Annotated in this window: 12 protein-coding genes; 9 read left to right on the top strand and 3 right to left on the bottom strand. The window is 74.5% G+C overall.

What is annotated here, in order from left to right:
- Window positions 1-50: 50 nt before the first annotated feature.
- Complete coding sequence (locus ACFY4B_RS18110; RefSeq protein WP_380659949.1) at window positions 51-263, top strand: hypothetical protein; 213 nt, start codon at window positions 51-53, stop codon at window positions 261-263.
- Between the two features lie 1,457 nt (window positions 264-1,720).
- On the opposite strand, the gene ACFY4B_RS18105 is transcribed toward ACFY4B_RS18110, so the two are convergent.
- The 3 genes from ACFY4B_RS18105 to ACFY4B_RS18095 form a co-directional block, all read right to left on the bottom strand.
- Window positions 1,721-3,298 carry a hypothetical protein gene (locus tag ACFY4B_RS18105; protein WP_387968723.1) on the bottom strand — a complete coding sequence of 526 codons (1,578 nt, stop codon included), beginning with the start codon at window positions 3,296-3,298 and terminating at the stop codon, window positions 1,721-1,723.
- The gene (locus ACFY4B_RS18100) at window positions 3,295-3,708 is read right to left on the bottom strand and encodes a hypothetical protein (protein ID WP_387968722.1); all 414 of its coding nucleotides are present in this window, start codon (window positions 3,706-3,708) and stop codon (window positions 3,295-3,297) included. Before ACFY4B_RS18100 ends, ACFY4B_RS18105 begins: the two co-directional genes overlap by 4 nt.
- A gap of 129 nt (window positions 3,709-3,837) precedes the next feature.
- Window positions 3,838-4,917 (bottom strand): NlpC/P60 family protein, encoded by a 1,080-nt coding sequence (locus ACFY4B_RS18095; RefSeq protein WP_387968721.1) that lies wholly within the window; start codon window positions 4,915-4,917, stop codon window positions 3,838-3,840.
- A 289-nt stretch (window positions 4,918-5,206) separates the two neighbouring features.
- Between ACFY4B_RS18095 and ACFY4B_RS18090 the strand changes: the two genes are divergently transcribed.
- From ACFY4B_RS18090 to ACFY4B_RS18055, 8 genes are all read left to right on the top strand, one after another.
- Entirely contained in the window at window positions 5,207-6,109 is a 903-nt protein-coding gene (locus ACFY4B_RS18090) for a hypothetical protein (RefSeq protein WP_387968719.1), read from the top strand.
- Entirely contained in the window at window positions 6,054-6,410 is a 357-nt protein-coding gene (locus tag ACFY4B_RS18085; RefSeq protein WP_375875824.1) for a hypothetical protein, read from the top strand. Before ACFY4B_RS18090 ends, ACFY4B_RS18085 begins: the two co-directional genes overlap by 56 nt.
- A gap of 4 nt (window positions 6,411-6,414) precedes the next feature.
- Complete coding sequence (locus ACFY4B_RS18080) at window positions 6,415-9,018, top strand: hypothetical protein (protein WP_387968717.1); 2,604 nt, start codon at window positions 6,415-6,417, stop codon at window positions 9,016-9,018.
- Entirely contained in the window at window positions 9,015-10,544 is a 1,530-nt protein-coding gene (locus ACFY4B_RS18075) for an SCO6880 family protein (RefSeq protein ID WP_387968716.1), read from the top strand. The genes ACFY4B_RS18080 and ACFY4B_RS18075 overlap by 4 nt, the downstream gene beginning before the upstream one ends.
- Window positions 10,544-12,073 (top strand): type VI secretion protein, encoded by a 1,530-nt coding sequence (locus tag ACFY4B_RS18070; RefSeq protein WP_387968714.1) that lies wholly within the window; start codon window positions 10,544-10,546, stop codon window positions 12,071-12,073. Before ACFY4B_RS18075 ends, ACFY4B_RS18070 begins: the two co-directional genes overlap by 1 nt.
- Complete coding sequence (locus ACFY4B_RS18065) at window positions 12,070-13,812, top strand: type IV secretory system conjugative DNA transfer family protein (RefSeq protein ID WP_387968712.1); 1,743 nt, start codon at window positions 12,070-12,072, stop codon at window positions 13,810-13,812. Before ACFY4B_RS18070 ends, ACFY4B_RS18065 begins: the two co-directional genes overlap by 4 nt.
- 15 nt (window positions 13,813-13,827) lie before the next feature.
- A complete protein-coding gene (locus ACFY4B_RS18060) occupies window positions 13,828-14,358 on the top strand; it encodes a hypothetical protein (RefSeq protein ID WP_387968710.1) in 531 nt (176 codons plus the stop codon).
- Window positions 14,359-14,431: 73 nt separating this feature from the next.
- The gene (locus tag ACFY4B_RS18055; RefSeq protein WP_387968708.1) at window positions 14,432-16,243 is read left to right on the top strand and encodes a hypothetical protein; all 1,812 of its coding nucleotides are present in this window, start codon (window positions 14,432-14,434) and stop codon (window positions 16,241-16,243) included.
- Window positions 16,244-16,795: the final 552 nt, after the last annotated feature.

Raw genomic sequence — 16,795 nt, 5'->3', positions numbered from 1 at the left:
ACGACATAGAAGCGGACGCCCGAATCACCGACAACCCGACGGAGAAGCACGTGAGTTCGCCGACCCAATCGCCGACGCCCCCGCCCGCCCCTGAGCCGTTCCTGACGGTGCGCACCGCCGTCATCCTCCTCGCCGGCGCCCTCACCGGCCTGGTCGTCGGGGGACTGACCTTCCTCGGTGGCGGCCGAGCAGCCACCGCGGCAGTAGCCGGCCTGGCGGCGTTCGGAGCGAGTGTGGTCGGGCTGCACAAGCTGATCGCCTGAGCCCGTCTCGCCCCAAGAAAGGGAAGGACAACCACCGTTGTCCTTCCCTTGGTCCGGCGCGACCCGCCGGACCGGAAGGGGAGGACCACCGTGAACACCGACCAGGTCATCGCAAGTGCGGCAGCTGTCTTCGGCGGAGCATCCGCCGACGCCACCTTCTGGCATGCGGCCATCGCCAAGGGCCAGGCGAGAGACGCACGCGAAGACGCGCAAGCCGCGGAGGCGGCCGCCGAAGTCACCCGGCGCCAGGCCCGGGCCGCCGAAGAACACGTGGCTGCCGTGCAGGACCAGGTACGCGCGGCCGAGGAACGGGTCGCGCTGCTGCGCCGCCAGCTGGACGCCGAGGACGCCGAACGCCGCGAGGCCGAGCGCCTCATCGACGCCGACCGCACTATGCACATCGGTACCCCGGCCCAGAACGATCTATCCCCGCGAGCGCGGGGCCGACGACCGTCGCCTCACGTCTCCTCGCGGCCCACTGGAGCTATCCCCGCGAGCGCGGGGCTGACTTCTCGTACGCGAACTCGAAGACCCCGTCGGCGGAGCTATCCCCGCAAGCGCGGGGCCGACGGCCACCGGGACTGCGTGGCCGTGAACCGCTTGGAGCTATCCCCGCAAGCGCGGGGCCGACACCACCGCCTGGGCGAAGGTGGTCCGTACCCAGGAGCTATCCCCGCAAGCGCGGGGCCGACATGGCCCGTCTCGGCCTGACCCGGCCCGACGAGGAGCTATCCCCGCAAGCGCGGGGCTGACCGGCCTCGGTCCGGTGGCGGGTGGCCACGATTTGAGCTATCCCCGCAAGCGCGGGGCTGACGGCACGCCCGGGCGGGCCGGGGTACCCTGCCAGGAGCTATCCCCGCAAGCGCGGGGCTGACCGCGCCGCTGAAGGTCGTGGCCAGCCCCACCCCGAGCTATCCCCGCAAGCGCGGGGCTGACACTTCCTGACCTGCTGCGATTGGGCTCAGAGTGCGCCAATCCATTCAGTTCGAATCCGGAGCCCGACGTACGCCGGGCCAACTCCCCAGCGGCTGTCTGTCTCAGCTGCGCCCCGGCGAGCCGACTCTGAACCTTCGCCAGCATCGTACGGTCTGTTGTCGGCATGGGTACAGGAGACGGGTTCGCCGGTGGCCTCGTCGGTCAGGGCCCGGGGCTGAGAGGCTGACGAAGGACGACCTCCAGCTCGGCAATGCCACCGCCCTCGGCGCCTCCCCGATCGGCCGCCCGCCGCTGTCGCCGAAGTCGTCGCCGCATACCGCCGCTGCGTGGTCCTGCGGACATACGAGGTCGACCCACCGCTCGAGCGCGAGCAGCCGACTGTGGATCGGGTCGTCGGCGAAGGCACAGCGCTTGCCGGTGCTCCAGGTGTCGGCGCCGACTGGCGGGGAGGCACCTCGTAGGAATCGTCACCGGTGTCGGCCACGTCGCTGCCTTGGACTCCGCCCGGCGGGTCCAGTCGTTCACAGGCCCAGGCCGCTCCGCCTTGGGCGCCGGGTCGGTTGCGGGTTCTGCCCGGTAGCGGCGAGACGGGCCGCTGAGCGCCTGAGGGTGATGCGGTCGGCAGCCTGAGGGTCGGGGGTGGAGGCGAGCCGGTGGTAGAGGCCCTGGGCGGCGAGGTCGGCTCCGAGCGCCGAGACCACGGTGGCGAGGGCCCGCTCGGCGGCTGCGCTCGCCTGGCCGGCGGACCGGTACTCCTCGGCGAGCTCGGCACGTCGGTCGGCGGGCAGCGGCCGGGCCGGCAGCCGGTTGTGCCCGGGGCCGGAGGCTCGCATCATCAGCCGTCGGGTGTCGGCGAGGCGCTCGGCGAGGACCGCGTGGTCTTCGCCGAGGTGCTGGAGCCGAGCGGAGACCTGGCGCAGGGCGTCGCTCCACACCGGCAGGGCCGCGGCGATGTCGCAGGCCTGACGGGTCGGTCCCCCGTGGCCGTGGGACAGCCGCCAGGCCGGGTCGGCGTAGAGGAGCCGGCCAACCCGGTCGACCAGGGCGTGCGACTCCGCGGTGACGGCGGAGAGGGTGTTGTCGGGAGCGGAGCGCAGGGGGAACCAACAGGCGCGTACGCGGCGCCAGGCGAGCTCGGCCGCTTCCCAGGCGGTATCGGCGGCGTGGACGGACGCGAGGTGGGCGGACACGGTGGCGGGAGCGTGGGTGGCAGCGTGGGTGAACAGCAACCGGGTCAGCTGGTAGACGGCGAAGGCGTTGGAGGCCGCGGTGCCCATGGCGGAGGCCGTGTGTGCGTGGGAGTCGTCACCCACCTGTACGGCGCGCCAGCTGATGTCCGCGAGCCGGTCGGCCGAGGCCGCGGCGCCGGCGCTGAGCTGCGCAGGGTTCTCCGCGGTGCGGGGCGGGTCCGGCTGAAGCAGCGCGCGGGGCCGTACGGTGTCGAGCGCCGCGCCGCCGATCCGGACGTCCGGGTCGGCGGCGAGAGCCCGGACCTCCTGCTGCACCACTGCCAGCTGGTCGACGACCCGGCCGAGGCCACGGATGCGTTCGGTGAAGGACGCGCTGGAGGTGGCCGCGCCGAGGCGGCCCACGAGGTCCGCGACCGTTCCGGTGAGAGCAAGGACACGGACCAGGACGGCGGTGCGCAGGTGTGTGCTCTCCAGGGCGAGTCCGTGCCGGGTGAGGGGTCGGCCGTCGGGATCGGTGTGGGTGGCGAGCAGGTCCAGGCCGGTGCGCAGGGCCTGAATGGCATGGGGGACGTACCGGGGTGCTTGGAACGCCTGGAGGGCCGTGAGGGCCGGCGGCTTGCCGTAGGCGGCTCTGAGCTGTCGGGCGGCTTCGGCCAGGGCTACGTGCAGCCGGGCCCGGCAGGCACTGTCCGGTGCCGGGGCGGGGCCGGTGGGCGCCCGGTCGGGGAGGGTGTCCACCGGTTCCCAGGCGTACCGGGTCTCCACCGCGAGGAAGAGGTCCAGCAGATCCGCGACCTGATGGCCGACGGTCCGTCGGTAGAGCTCCGAGCTCCGCTCGATCGGCAGGTAGTCGGCGTCGCTGAGGTAGCTGCCGGCGAGCACAAGGAACTCGCCGAACTCCGCGCTCACCGGGCGGTCTCCGCCGGGCGGAGCGTGGTGCGCACGGCGGTGGCGGTGTGCCCGAGGAGGCGAACGGCAACCAGGACGGTGTAGGCCTCGTCCGGCGTCGCCGCGGTGGCTGCCGCTGCCGAAAGCCGAAGTTCCGCCTGCTCCAGGAATTCGGCGAGCCGTCGGCCGTCGGCGAAGGTGAGGTCGGTTTCGGGGTCGTCGCCGTCGTCGGGCTCGGGCAGGAAGCCGCGGAGCTCGATCGCGTGGTTGTGGGTACCACAGGCGGCCAGGGCGTCGCCGCCGGTGTCGGCGGTGACGGCCAGGGCCCAGTACCCGGTCTGGTTGGCGAGGGACCAGGCCACCGAGAGCGGGCCCTGGATGCCGGGCTCGGCGAGGCGGGCGGCGAGGCGGTCGAACCAGGCGGTCGTCATGGCGGACTCCTTTGTCGGTTGTTGTCGTGGCGGTCAGGGTGACCGATCCGGCCGTCCCCGGGGCCGGTAGCGCGGGTTCCTGTGGACAACCCGGGGGTTGTGGGTGGATCCGGTCACCCGGACGGGGGATCAGGTGACGATCCGGCGGACGGCGACGACCTGGTCGGGGCCGCTGCCGGCTGCTCTCCAGGCCTGGTAGCTGCCTGTCCGGATCTGGAGGCCGGTGCGGGGGGCCTCCAGGAGGAGGCCGTCGCCGATGTAGAGGGCGACGTGGCCGGGGCGGCCCGGGCCTCCGCCGTCCGTTCCGGTGGTGAAGACGAGGTCGCCGGGCCGGATGCTGTCCGGGTCGACCGGTTGCCCCTCCCCGACCTGGGTGAACGTCGAGCGGCTCAGTCGGATCCCGGCGTGGGCGTAGGCCTGCTGGACCAGGCTGGAGCAGTCGCACCGGTGGGAGGGGGCGGTGCCCAGCGGGTCGGCGCAGTCCCCGCCGAAGGTGTACCAGCCGCCGCGCTGGGCCAGGGCCCAGCGGATCGCGGCGGCGGCCTGCGGGTGGGTGCCGGCCGGGACGTCCCACCCCGGTGGAAGGGCGCCGTCGGCTGGGCCCTGCGGCCCGGCGGACAGGGGGGCGGTGAAGTCCGGGACCGCGGCGACGACGGCGGCGACGTACTGCCGGGTCTCCCGGTAGGGCGGGATGCCGTGGGCGGCTTCGACGGCGTGCCAGCCCGCGTTGTAGCCCGCGAGCGCGAGCTGCCACGGGTCGGCGTCGATGCCGGAGTCGCGGGCCTGGCGGATCAGCGAGCACATCATCCGGCCCTGGGCGTCGATCGCGTCGGCCGGATCGAACGGGCTGGTCACACCGTTGCCCTCGGCGTCCCGGCCCCAGGTATGCCAGGTGTCCGGGACGAACTGGGCCATGCCCTGGGCGCCCGCCGGGCTCTGGGCGTTGGGGTCGAAGCCGCTCTCCTGGTGGAGCTGGGCGGCGAGCCGGGGGGAGGTCAAGCCCTGGTCGCAGGCCCCGGCCGCGCGCTCGATCATCGGGACGTACCGGGCCGGGACGCTGCCCGGCCGAAGGGCGCTGCCGTACGGTCCGCGCCCGGGAGCGCTCGCGGCGGCCGGTGTGTCGGTGGCGGCCATCAGCAGCACCAGGGCGAGCACCCCGGCGGGCGCGGTGGCCGCGCCCGCCGCCAGCAGGATCGCCCGTTTGGGCATGGTCCAGGTCCCTCGATCGTGTGGTGCCCGACGGCATGTCAGATGCTGACCGCCCCGGGCGGGCCGGCGCTGACGACGCGCGCGTACCCGGAGGTGGGGAAGGGGACCAGCGGCGGCCCGCCCCTGCAGGGTCGTACTGCACCGACACACTCTCGATCACTATCAGCTCCCAGTCGATCGCCGAGTGTAAGCAGAACGGCCGTCACTGTGCTAGACAGTGCGGCTACAGCCAGTGATGGCCACGGATGGCATCGCTGATCATCGGTCAGGTCAGGTGGGGGTGAGCATCGTGGGCAGGTCCACGCCCGTGGCCGGGCTGCACTCCGGCGCCCGGCTGGTCGTCCCGGTCCTGGGGGCGGCAGCCGGCAGCGGCCGGAGCACCGTGGCCCTGCTAGCCGCGGCCGGGCTGGCCCGGCTCGCCCCGACGGTGGTGCTCGACTGCGCGCCGACCGCGTTGTCGCCGTGGCGCCGCTGGCCGCTGGCCGGCGGCACCGGGCTCGCCTCCGTGCCCGCCGACCGGTCGCTCCACACGGGTCAGATCCGCGCGGCCGCCTCGTCCTGCCTGGACGGCCTGGTCCAGGTGCTCACCGACCGCAGGCCCTGGTCGCAGCCGCCGCTCGCACTGCCGTCGGCGCCGTCGGCATGGCCGGCGCTGGCGGGGATGGGCGGCTGGCGGGTGAGCGTGGCGGACACGGCGCTGACCGTCGCGGACGACCTCGGTGGCGCCGGGGTCCGCTCGCGCACCGCCCGGTGGATGCTGCTGGAGCGGGCCGTGCCGGTGATCTGCGCGCCGACGTCGCGGGAGGGGCTGGAGGCGGCCGCCGTCGCGATCGCCGCCGCCGAGAGCGCGGGACTGCCGCTTCAGCGGTGCGTGCTGGTGCTGGTCGGCGTGGCCGGAGGGATGCCGCGGCAGTGCCGGGCGGTCGCCACCATGCTCGCTCCCCGGGTCGGCGCGGTGGTGCGGGTGCCGCACTGCCCCGCCTGGCGGGCGCACGCCCTGCGGACCGACCGGCTCAGCCGCCGGTTCGAGGCGGCCGGCACCCAGTTGACCGACACCCTGATCACCACGGCCGAGAGGTCCTGGGGCCCGCTGCGCGCCCCGGCCGGGACGGCCGCCACTCCGGAGGACCCCTCGCATGACGACCTCTACGTCCCTGCCGGCGGCCCGGCTGACCGCCCTGCCGCTCAATGACCCCACCGCCGCCCCGAGCGGGTCGTTCTACGACATCGGGAAGAACTTCACCCCGCAGGTCCCGACCGGGGAGGTCGGCAGCGCGCTGACCACGATCGTGAACTGGACGATGGGGATCTGCCTCGCCCTGGTGGTCGGCGCGCTGTGCGCGTGCGCCGCGATGGACTCGTTCGGCAGCATCTCGGACAAGCCGGACGTCAGTGCGCGGGGCAAGGCCGGCATGCCGAAATGCTTCCGGGCGGCCGTCGTGATCGGGCTGGCCTGGCCGATCGTCTACCTCGGCGCGAGCCTGAAGGGCTGACGAGGTGGACTCCGTCGAGCTCCGTCGGCACCGGGCCCTGCGCAGGCTGGCCACCGGGGCGGCCTTGGCGGCGGCCGCCGCCGCGGGCGCGGCCGCCGTCCTGCTCTGGCAGACCGGGCCCGAACCGGGGGCCGGCGCTGCCGCCCCCGCCACCGCTTCGGCCGCCGCCGTGCCTCCGTCCGCGAGCCCGTCCACGGTGGTGGATGCGGTGCCGTTGCCCGCGCCCGCCCGGGTCGAGCAGGGCATGCCGGTCGGCTACCCGCACACCCTGGCCGGTGCCGTGTCCGCGGCCGCCCACTACACCGAGGCCCGCGACCTGCTGAGCCCTGACGCGGTGCCCGACCAGATGATGGTGATGGCCCGCAAGGGCGAGGACTTCTTCAAGCTGACCTCGCTGGCGATCGCGGACGCCCGGGACTGGCGACGCCTGCTCGGCCTCCCCGAGGCCGGGGGCAGCACCGGCTCGGACTTCATCGCCTTCCAGGTCCGCGCCTACCAGACCGAGTCCGTGAGCGCCGACACCGTCGACGTATGGCTGCTGACTACCCAGACCCCCACCGTCGGCGGCGTCCAGCACGGCACTGGTGTCTTCACCGTAGCGGCCCCGGTGGTGTGGGACGGCAATGACTGGAGGCTCACCTCGAAGGAAATGCGGGAGACCCCGATGGTGGCCCAGCCGGGCACGGTGCAGGCCGAGCTGCCGGCTGGAGGCCCGTTGCCTACCAGCACTAACGGCCTGCGGCGCGAGGTGCTGGTCCTGGTGCTCGTCCTGGTCGCGCTGGCCGGGCCAGCCACTGCCGCGTTCGCCGCCTCGCCGCCGCCGGTTCCCGTCCCGGGCGCCACCGCCGGGACACCCTGCCCGACACACACCCGGCCCGTCGGGCAGCCCGAGAAGCTGACCGCCACCAGTCTGCAACCGAAGGCCCCTGCGGAGCAGATGGATGCGCGCGGCGGCTGTGTACCGCTGGACGAGGACGGCTGCCGGGCCCTCGGACTGAGAGACCACCCGCTCTCGACCTGCGTGTACGCGACCTACAAACACAAGTACTGCGATGCCGACGTCCTGCCCCTGCCCGGGATGGAGGTGTACTGCGAGAACGCCGACAAGGAGATGACCGCCTGGTGCAAGAAGAACCCGGGCGTCGCCCACTGCGGGGCCAAATCCGAGGGTGGCCTCGCCGCCGTGCTGAAGTCGCCGGGCGCCGCGATCGCCGACGAAGGCACCAGCCGGCTCGCCCACACCTTCTCCAGCGCGGCGAAGTGGGTGCTCGGGGAGATGGCCAAGGCGGTCCTGGAGGGGTCCGTCGTGGACCTGGACGCTGACGGGATCTCGGACACCCTCGCCCTGATGCTCCAGCTGTCCGCCATCATCGCGACGATCCTGCTGTGCGTGGAGGTCACCCGCACCTGCGTCTCGCACGAGGGCAAGGGGATCGCCACCGCCGTCACGGGCCTGGTCGAGTGGGGCCTGAGCTGCGCGGCCATGTACACCGTCACCCAGACCCTGATCTGGGCCGCCGACGACGTCTCCACCTGGATGATCCGCTCCTCCGGCCAGACCACCGACCAGTTCGTCGCCCGGATCAGCGGCCTGTTCGCCGGGATGGACGCCGTCTCCGAGATCGGTTGGCTGCTGGTGCTGGGCGTCGTCGGATGCCTGGTCGCCGGGCTGATGTGGATCGAGTTCATCTTCCGGCACGACGCCCTCGACCTCCTCGTCGTGGCGTTCCCCGTGTCGGCCGCCGGGGCGATCAGCGAGTTCACCCGGCAGTGGGCGCCGACCGCCCGCAAGGCCGTCTACTCGATCGTCATGATCAAGCCGGTCGTCGTGATCACCTTGCTGATCGGGGAGGGCATGGTCGGCGCGGCCACCACCGTCACGGGCGTCGTCGGGGGCCTGCTGGTCGTCGGCGTCGGTGCCGTCGCCTGGCCGGTGACCGCCCGCTTCATGCCGTTCGCCGGTGGGGGTTCCAGCGGCGGGTCGGTCGCCGGCGGCATCATCGGCGCGGTCGGCGGCACCGCGGCCTCGGCGATCTGGGGCCGCGGCGGCGGGGTTCCGTCCGGGAGCGGCGCGGCGCCGCCGGGGCCGGCACTGGCCAGGGCGCTGGAGTCGGACGACGCGGACCGGCGCAAGGCGGACGGCGGCCCGCGCTCCTCGGCCAGTCGCGCGGTGATGGCCGGGCTGATGGCCGCTCAGGGCGCGAAGGCGGGCACCGAGCTGGCCTCCGGCGGCTTGGACGCGATGGCCGCGCACGCCGGGCTCAGCTCCGGGCGCGACATGGGCGGATCCGTCAACCTGCCGCCCAGCCGTTCCGGCGAGGCCTCTCCCCCCGCCGGGTCGCCGGGCACCGCGGGGGCCCCGGCCGCTGCCCCTCCCGGTCGGGCCCCCGCCCGGTCGTCGACCGCGCACCCCGGCACGGTCGCGGCGCCGCCCGTTCCGGCTCCCGGTACGCCGCGTCCTGCCCCGGCCCGCCCGCCGCAGGTCCCCGCGCCGCCTGCTCCCCCGCAGCCCGGCCCGACGGACGTCCCGACGGCCTCCACCCGCCCGACCCCGGCACCGGTCCAGCCCCTGCCGGCCGACCCGCCACCAGGAGGTGAGGGAACGTGACGTCCCCCGAGGAGCCGGCGACGTACGGCGGCTGGCAGCGCGAGCGCGGCCCGTACCTGGGCGAGCTGAGCCTGGGCGGCCTGGTGACGGTCGCCGGTGCGGGCCTGGTCGCGATGCTGCCGGTCTACACCCACGCGTGGGCGGGCGAGATCGTCGCCGTGCCGGTCGCGCTGCTGCTGCTCGCGGCGGTCTACCTGCGGGTGTACGGCCTGACCGCGGCGGAGTGGGCGGTCCTCGCGGTCCGGTTCGAGGTTGCTGTCGTCAGGAGGCAGACGATGTTCTTCAGTGGTGCGTTCGCGCCCCGGCGGTCGGACGGTTCGCGGCGCACGGACCTGCCGGGTGTGCTGGCCCGCCTGGAGTTCCTGACGGTGCCCACCGGGGCCGGCCGTGAGATCGGGGTCGTCCACGACCCGCTGCAGGGCCACTACTCGGCGATCATGGAGGTGCGCTACCCCGGGATCGCGCTCGCCGACACCGCCCGGGTGAACGCCCGGGTCTCCGGCTGGGGCGGCTTCCTCCGGGGGCACTGCGTCGAGGGCGGGCCGATCGTGCGGATCTCGGTCACCGACCGGTCCGCTCCCGAGGACGGCACCGCGCTGATGGCCTGGACGACCGGCCACCTCGACCAGGGCGCGCCCGCGGCGGCCCACGACCTGGTCACCGCTCTCGCCGCCGAGGCGGCGCCCGCGGCGTCCACCCGCCGCACCTACCTGACCGTCACCCTGGCCGCGTCCCGGGTCCGCCAGGACATCAGGAGCTCCGGCGGCGGCACCCTGGGGGCGACCGCCGTCCTGGTGCGCGAGCTGCTCGCGATGCAGGGCGCGATCGCCGCCGCCGACCTCCAGGTCGTCGCCACGCTGACCGTCGGCCAGATCGCCGAGGTGATCCGCACCGCCTACGACCCGGGCGAGGCGCCCGTGCTCGCCGCCCACGCGGCGGCCGCGTGCGCACCCGGGTGGGCCGGCACGCCGCCGGGCGTGGACGAGTCGGCCGCCGGCCCCGCCGCGGCCGAGCAGCACTGGGGCCGCTACCGGCACGACAGCGGCGTCTCGGCGAGCTTCGAGGTCTACGGCTGGCCCGAGGGCCGGGTGTACGCGAGCGTGCTGACCCCGCTGATGAGCGCCTCCGGCAACGCCCGGCGGAGTGTCTCCCTGACCTACGAGTGCCTCGGTGCCCGTACTGCCCGGGCCACGCTGAGCCGCGAGCGCACCAAGGCCGACGTCAAGCGCCGGGTGCGCGCACGGGGCGGGCGGATCGAGTCCCTGGACGAGCGCAAGGCGCTGGTCGACACCCAGGACCAGGACCACGCCCGCACGGCGGGCCACGGCATCGCGCGCTTCACCGGTGTGGTGACCGTGACGGTCGACGAGCCCGGCGAGCTGGCGCTGGCGACCGCCCGGCTGAAGCGCGACGCGTACACTTCCGGCCTTCGCCTGCGTGAGCTCTACGCCGCGCAGGACTCGGGTTTCGCGGCGACGCTGCCGCTCGGCCTGGGTCTGCCGGTGAAGCGGCGGGCGGTGATCTGATGGGCCGCCTGCGCGACTGGAGGCGCCGCGGGGACACCGACCTGCCCTCGATCGGCCTGCCGGACGTCCTGACGACCGGACCGGCGCCGGTTCCGGCCCAGCGCGGGCGGCGGGCACACCAGCGGCCGGCCGCCGCGGCGCCGACGCCGGTCCTGGGGTGGCCAGGCCCCCACGCCGGGAGGGCCGTACGGGTCGCGGCCCCCGAGGTCTACCGCTGCGACACCTACAACCTCGCCGGCCTCTACCCCTTCGGGGGCGGCTCGGCCCTGCCCGCGGTCGGCGCCTACATCGGCCACGACGTCCTGACCGGCCGGCAGTTCTCCATGCACCCGGGAGCGTGGGTCCAGCACAGGATCGTCTCCAATCCGGCGGTGCTGGTCACCGGCACCATGGGAGCCGGGAAGAGCGCTCTCATCAAGGCGCTGTCCACGAGGTTGGCGGCGTTCGGGGTGAAGGTGCTGATCGCCGGTGACGTGAAGGGCGAGTACGGGCGGGTGTGCCGCTGGCTCGGGTGCGAACCGCTGGAGCTCGGCCCCGGCCTGCCCGGGCGCGTCAATCCCCTGGACGCCGGCTCGCTCGGCGACGGGCTGGAGCACGTCACCGACCCGGTGGAGTGGCGCGAGCGCCTGACGGAGATCCATCGGCGCCGCCTGAGCCTGCTGTGCACGCTGCTGGAACTACAGATGCGCAGGCCGCTGACGCCGGAGGAGACGGAGGCGATCTCCGCCGCGATCAAGGAGGTCACCGGCCAGCTGAGCGGCAACACCGTGCTGGCCACCCCGACGCTGCGGGCCGTGCACGCCGCCCTGCGCGACCCGAGCACCGGAATGGCGCGCGAACTGCGGATCCGAGGCGAGGACATCCAGGCCACCCGGGAGGCGACCAGGGCGTCCCGGGCGGCGCTGGCCACCATGCTCGACGGGCACGTCGGCGACCTGTTCAGCACGGCGGAGACCTCCACCAGCCGCATCGACTGGTCCGCGCCGATGGTCAGCATCGACATCTCCCGCACCCGCGCCTACGGCGACGAGACCGTCGCCATGATCATGATGTGCATCTCCAGCTGGACCCAGGCGGCGATCGACCAGCCCGGCGGGCCCCAGCGCCTGGTCGTCAGGGACGAGCTGTGGCGCGCGCTCCAGGTCGGCGGCGCCACGGTGATCCGCAAGCTCGACTCCGACCTCAGGTTGCACCGGGCCGACGGGGTCTTCGACCTCGCCGCCACCCACCGGCTGTCGGACTTCGAGGCGGTCGGCCCGGCCGGGTCCGAGGCCGTGATGATCGCCCAACACATGGTCTCGTCGTTCGACACCAAGATCACGATGGCTCAGGACGTCCGCTCCCTGGGCGCGATCCGGGACGCGGTGGGCCTCACCGAACCGCAGGTGGAGCTCGTCTCCGGCTGGGGCCGCGCGCACGCCGGGCGGGGCCTGTGGATGCCCGGCCGCTCCGGCGCCTATCCGGTCCAGCTCCACCTCACCGAGAAGGAGAAGGAGCTGTACCACACGGACGAGCGGATGGCCCTGTGACGGGCGACCAGCGCTCCGAGCCGACCTGGGCCGCGACCGTGCTCGGCGCCGCGGTGCTGTGGCTGCTGGCCTCCGGTGTGCTCGCCGCCCGGGCCGCCGCCCTGCTCACCGGGCACTCCTGCCGCCTGGTCGGCGGCGCCGGCCTCGCCGCCGTCACCTGGCCGTTGCGCGGCCCGGGCGCGGCCTTCGCTCCGGCACCGTCGGGCTGGCTGTGGTGGCCGCTGCTGGTGCTGATCTGGTCCGGCCCGGTCGCGGGCGGGACGTGGCTGTGGATGCGCCGCGGCACCGATCCCGGCACCGATGGCGCCCGCTGGGGCGGCCGGGCGACCGAACGTCGGCTCCGGGTAGCCGAGGAGCCCGGCCTGCGTCGCAACCGCATGGCCTTCGGCCGCAGCAAGGGCCGCCGGAACTGGATCCTCGCCGCCAAGGAGAACATCAGCGCGACGGTGTTCGGCCTGCCCGGCAGCAGCAAGACCACGGGGCTGGTGCTGCCGATCGCCGCCGAGTGGTACGGCCCCTGCGTGATGACCACCGTCAAGGCGGCCGACCTCGACGTGGTGTACGCGCGGCGGGCGGCCCTGGGCCCGGTGCACGTCGTCGCCCCGGCCGGCCTGCCCGACCGCCCCACCGCCCGCTGGTCCCCCGTCGACTACTGCGCGGACGCCAAGGCCGCCGACCGGATGGCCGGCTGGCTGGCCGACGCCGCCTCCACCGCGGGCGACCCGCGGTCCGGCCCCTGGGTCGACCAGGCCAAGGCCGTCGTCAAGGGCGTGCTGCTGGCCGCCAACCTCGCCGGCGGGGACATCACCACGTTCCGGCGCTGGCTCGCGCTCGCCGACGACGCCGTGGACGAGGTCCGCGAGATCCTGGTCGACGGCGGCCACCCCGACGTCGCGGACGACTACGCCGCCGCGTTCGCCCTGCACCCCGACGGCGTCGGGAGCATCAGGTTCACCCTGAGTGTGATCACCAAGGTGTACGCGGACGAGGAGGTCCGCGCCACCGCCGCCGCCAGCGACTTCACGGCCGAGGAGGTCCTCGACCGGTGCGCCACCGTCTGCCTGATCGCCAGCGAGGCCGACGGCGAACGCTTCGCGCCGCTGCTGACCGCGATCACCGCGAGCATCGTCCACGCCGCCCAGGCCCGCTACCAGCGCACCGGCCGCCCCCTCGACCCCGCGCTCGGCCTCGTCATCGACGAGGCCGGCAACTGCTTCCGCTACAAGGCCCTGCCGAGGCTGCTGACCGTCGGACGCGGCATCGGCATCACCGTGCTGACCGTGTGGCACGACCTCAGCCAGCTGATCGGCGTGCTCGGCCGCGAGGCCGCCAACACCGTCATGAACGCCTCCGGCCTGCGCATGCTGCTTCCCGGCAACGCCGACCCCGAGACGCTGAAGGCCTTCACCAACCTGCTCGGCCGGGCCCTGGTGAAGAGGAAGTCCACCAGCAGGGGAGGCGGCGGCAGCTCCACCTCCGAGCAGCTGGTCGAGACCGACCTCGCCCCCACCCACGTGCTGCGGGAGCTGCCCGACTTCACCGCGATCGCCGTCTACGGCAACCAGCACCCGGTGCGGGTGAAGCTCCGCCGCACCTACGCCGACCCGGACCTGATCGAGCTCCTCGCCCGCAGGCCCCTCCCGCCCCTCTGCGCCACCGCGGATCCGGTGCCGCCGGTGATCCCGCCGAGGCCGGGCCACCCGCCCATCGCCGCGGTCCCGCTGGACAAGCCCTCCTGACGAAACGAGAACACCGTGTCCGAGACCTACACCGACCTGACCGACGACGGCCTGGACCCGGCCGATCCATGGGCGGACGTCCCCGAACCCGACCCGGCGCCCGCGCCGCGGATCGTGCTGCGCGACATGGAGCCGGAGGAGCGGCGCTCCCGGCTGGAGGAGCTGGGGCACTGGCTGCGCTGGCTGGTGGAGGTCAACCCGGAGGCCCGGGCCTCGGTACCGCCCTGCTGGCACCGGCACGAGGACGTCATCGAGGTCCTCCTCGCGCTGCAGATCGGATGGGTCCGCTCCTACACCTGCCCCAGCCCGGGCCGCGACACCGCCGAGGCGGACTGGCTGATCACGGCGAACAACCTCCTCCCGACCACCCGCCGTCCGAAGTGCGCCAACGGGCACGCCGACCCGGTCTCCCGGCCCTGGGGCGGTCCTGACGAGGAGACCCTGCGGCAGTGGCTGGAGGAGCCCGGCGGCCTCGGCACCCGCGAGCGCGAACACCCCAGCCCGGCCCTGGCGGCCGAGCTGAACAGCGACGAGCCGCCGCTGTAGTGCACCGGATCCGACGACACCCTGCCCGCCCGCCGAGGTCCGGTGGAAGCCGGCCGCCCCAGAGGAGCACCTGATGCCACCCGAGCCCGCCGAACCGCCCTACAGCGTCTTCGACGACCCGGCGTACGAGATCGTCGAGTCCCGGAGAGTCGGTGGGAGCACCTATGTGCGCGCCTACCGGCGAGGCTCCGAAGAGGAGTCCCTCTGGGTCCACCGCGGCGAGGAGTCCGAGGAGCTCATGACCGGCGGCGGGGCGTTCCGGCCCCATGACGCCTACCTCGCGATGACCGGACCGAACGCCCCGACCTCGCTCTACGAACAGCTCGTCAAGGAAGGCGACCTCTGGGACGTCCAGGTCCGCGACCACGAGAAGTGGGAACGCGAACGCGAGCGGGCCGACGACGAGGCGGCCCTGCACGGCCTGGACACGGGGCCCGACGACGACGGCATGGCCCGGGCCGAGGACGACGGGGCCGCCGCCCCGAAGCTCCGTTCCTCCGACGATGGTTGGGTGTCCGACGCGCTGGCACTCACCGCCGACATGCCGCAGGAGCAGGCCGCGCTCCTGCGGGACCGCCTCGGTGTGCTGACAGCGGCCCCGCGGGACGTCCGGCACGAGCCCGCCCCCGACGACGCGGCGCACGCCGGGCTCCCGCCCGAGCAGGCCCTCGCCGAACTCACCTCCGCCATCGAGACCGTACGGGCCCGCGCGGAGTGGTGGCTGGCGCTGCCGCAGTGGGCACAGGTCCAGTCGGTCCAGGCGGCGGCCGTCGGGGCCTGGGCCGCCGTCAAGGAGGCCGTCGGGCAGCAGACGGTGCTCGCCGGCGGTGAGTACCGGGCCACCCGTCTCCTGCGGGGGATCTGCGCCGCGGCCTGCCGGTCGGTCGCCCGCCACGCGGCCGACCTCGCCCACGACCTCACCACCCGCGGCTACGGCGGCACGCCCGCCTGGACCGCGCTGCGCGCCTTGTCCCGGCGGGCCGGAACGCTGGCCGCACGGGTCCTCGGCCGTCCCGTCGACCGCGCCACCGCCCGGCGCCTGGCCGCACTCGACGCCGAGGTCGCGGCGGTGGCCAAGGCGGAGCGGGCCGACCGGCGCGCGGTGCTGGCCGACGGGGCCGACCGGGTCGCCGCGGCCTTCGCCGCCTGGACCGGCACGCCGATGGGCCGCCGGCTCGCGCGTTCCGCCCATCCGCGCGTCGCCGCGCTGCGCAGGGCCTGGCAGGGGATCCCGCGCCCCGGCGTCGAACCGGCGCCGGTGGCACGCGCCTACGCCCGGCTGGCGAGAGCGGCCCGCTCCCTGGCCGACGCCGCCCGCACCGCGCGCCGGTTCCGCAGCGCCGACGTGGCGGTGCTGGACGCCGTCACGCGGGCCGCGGACGAGCACACCCGCCGGATCGCGCCCGCCGCCGGCCTCACCCCGCCCCCGCCCGCCGCCCGGCACGCCCCGTACGCGACCAGGCAGGGCGCGAGCGGCGGCTCCCTGCTGGTCGCGGACGCGCTCAGCGCGTGGACGGCGACCGAGATGGGCGGCCACCTGCGCGGCTCCCGGCACCCCCGGGTGGCCGCGTTGAGGGCGGCCTGGAGGAACCTTCCCCCGGTCGACCTCCCCGACGGCCCCGCCGCAGGAGCCCGGACCTACCACCAGGTCGCGGAGAGGACGAGGGCGCTCGCCGAAGCGGCCCGTACCTCCGACCGCTTCCCGCCCGGCGACCTCGCGTGCCTGGACGCCCTCGCCCTGGCCGCCGCCGTCCACGCGGGCCGACTGGCCGCGACCGCCGGCATCGTGCTGTCGTCCGGGGCGGGCACGCCGACGATGCCGGCCCACCGGGCGGCGGTGCGGCTCGACGGGCCGTCACAGCGGCCACCGCGCATGGCGGTCTGAGCTCCCGTTCCCGAGCGGTCGGGCCGAACCGGCCGGGGAGGTGACCGGCCGGAAGCACCGATGTCCTTGGACAGCGAAGTTGGTCCGCTCCGGGCTGGTGACGTACACGGACTTGATCGGTTGTCATGGAGGACCGTTGGCGCGGGCTGGGTGTGCGGTCCTGGCGTCATGCTGATCCGAAAGGCCGATGCCGCGTAGGCGTCCGAAGGCCGTCCGTGCTGAGCGTGGCGGCCACGCAGGAATGTTGCGGTGCGCCGGATTCGGGGTGTCTCCGCGCGGACGCGTGCAGCGGTCCGGCGAGTCGAAGACGAGCGGCTGTGGACCAATGCTGTTGCTGACGCGTTGTCCCGCTTCGAGTGGGTGTTCAAACAGCCGGGCTGCTACCTGAACGCATCCCAGGTCTGGCAGCCCGGCGTAGAGGTCGAGTATGCCCGTGATGACCTTGTCCGCGGGCCGTGGCACGGTCCGGCGGAATCGCTTGATCCTTTGCATCCGAACACTACCCGGGCGCGGTTTACTTGGAGCGGGTCCCGCCGGGGTTCCCCCTCGCGC

Source organism: Kitasatospora sp. NPDC001261 (assembly GCF_042896795.1).
Lineage (GTDB): Bacteria > Actinomycetota > Actinomycetes > Streptomycetales > Streptomycetaceae > Kitasatospora.
Note: the sequence above shows the minus strand (reverse complement) of the source record. Positions and strands in the feature narration are given on the sequence as shown.

Excerpts from the sequence above, each read along its gene's own strand:
- ACFY4B_RS18070 (WP_387968714.1), top strand. The coding sequence starts at position 10,544 with ATGGGCCGCCTGCGCGACTGGAGGCGCCGCGGGGACACCGACCTGCCC.
- ACFY4B_RS18085 (WP_375875824.1), top strand. The coding sequence starts at position 6,054 with ATGACGACCTCTACGTCCCTGCCGGCGGCCCGGCTGACCGCCCTGCCG.
- ACFY4B_RS18100 (WP_387968722.1), bottom strand. The coding sequence starts at position 3,708 with ATGACGACCGCCTGGTTCGACCGCCTCGCCGCCCGCCTCGCCGAGCCC.
- ACFY4B_RS18055 (WP_387968708.1), top strand. The coding sequence starts at position 14,432 with ATGCCACCCGAGCCCGCCGAACCGCCCTACAGCGTCTTCGACGACCCG.
- ACFY4B_RS18095 (WP_387968721.1), bottom strand. The coding sequence starts at position 4,917 with ATGCCCAAACGGGCGATCCTGCTGGCGGCGGGCGCGGCCACCGCGCCC.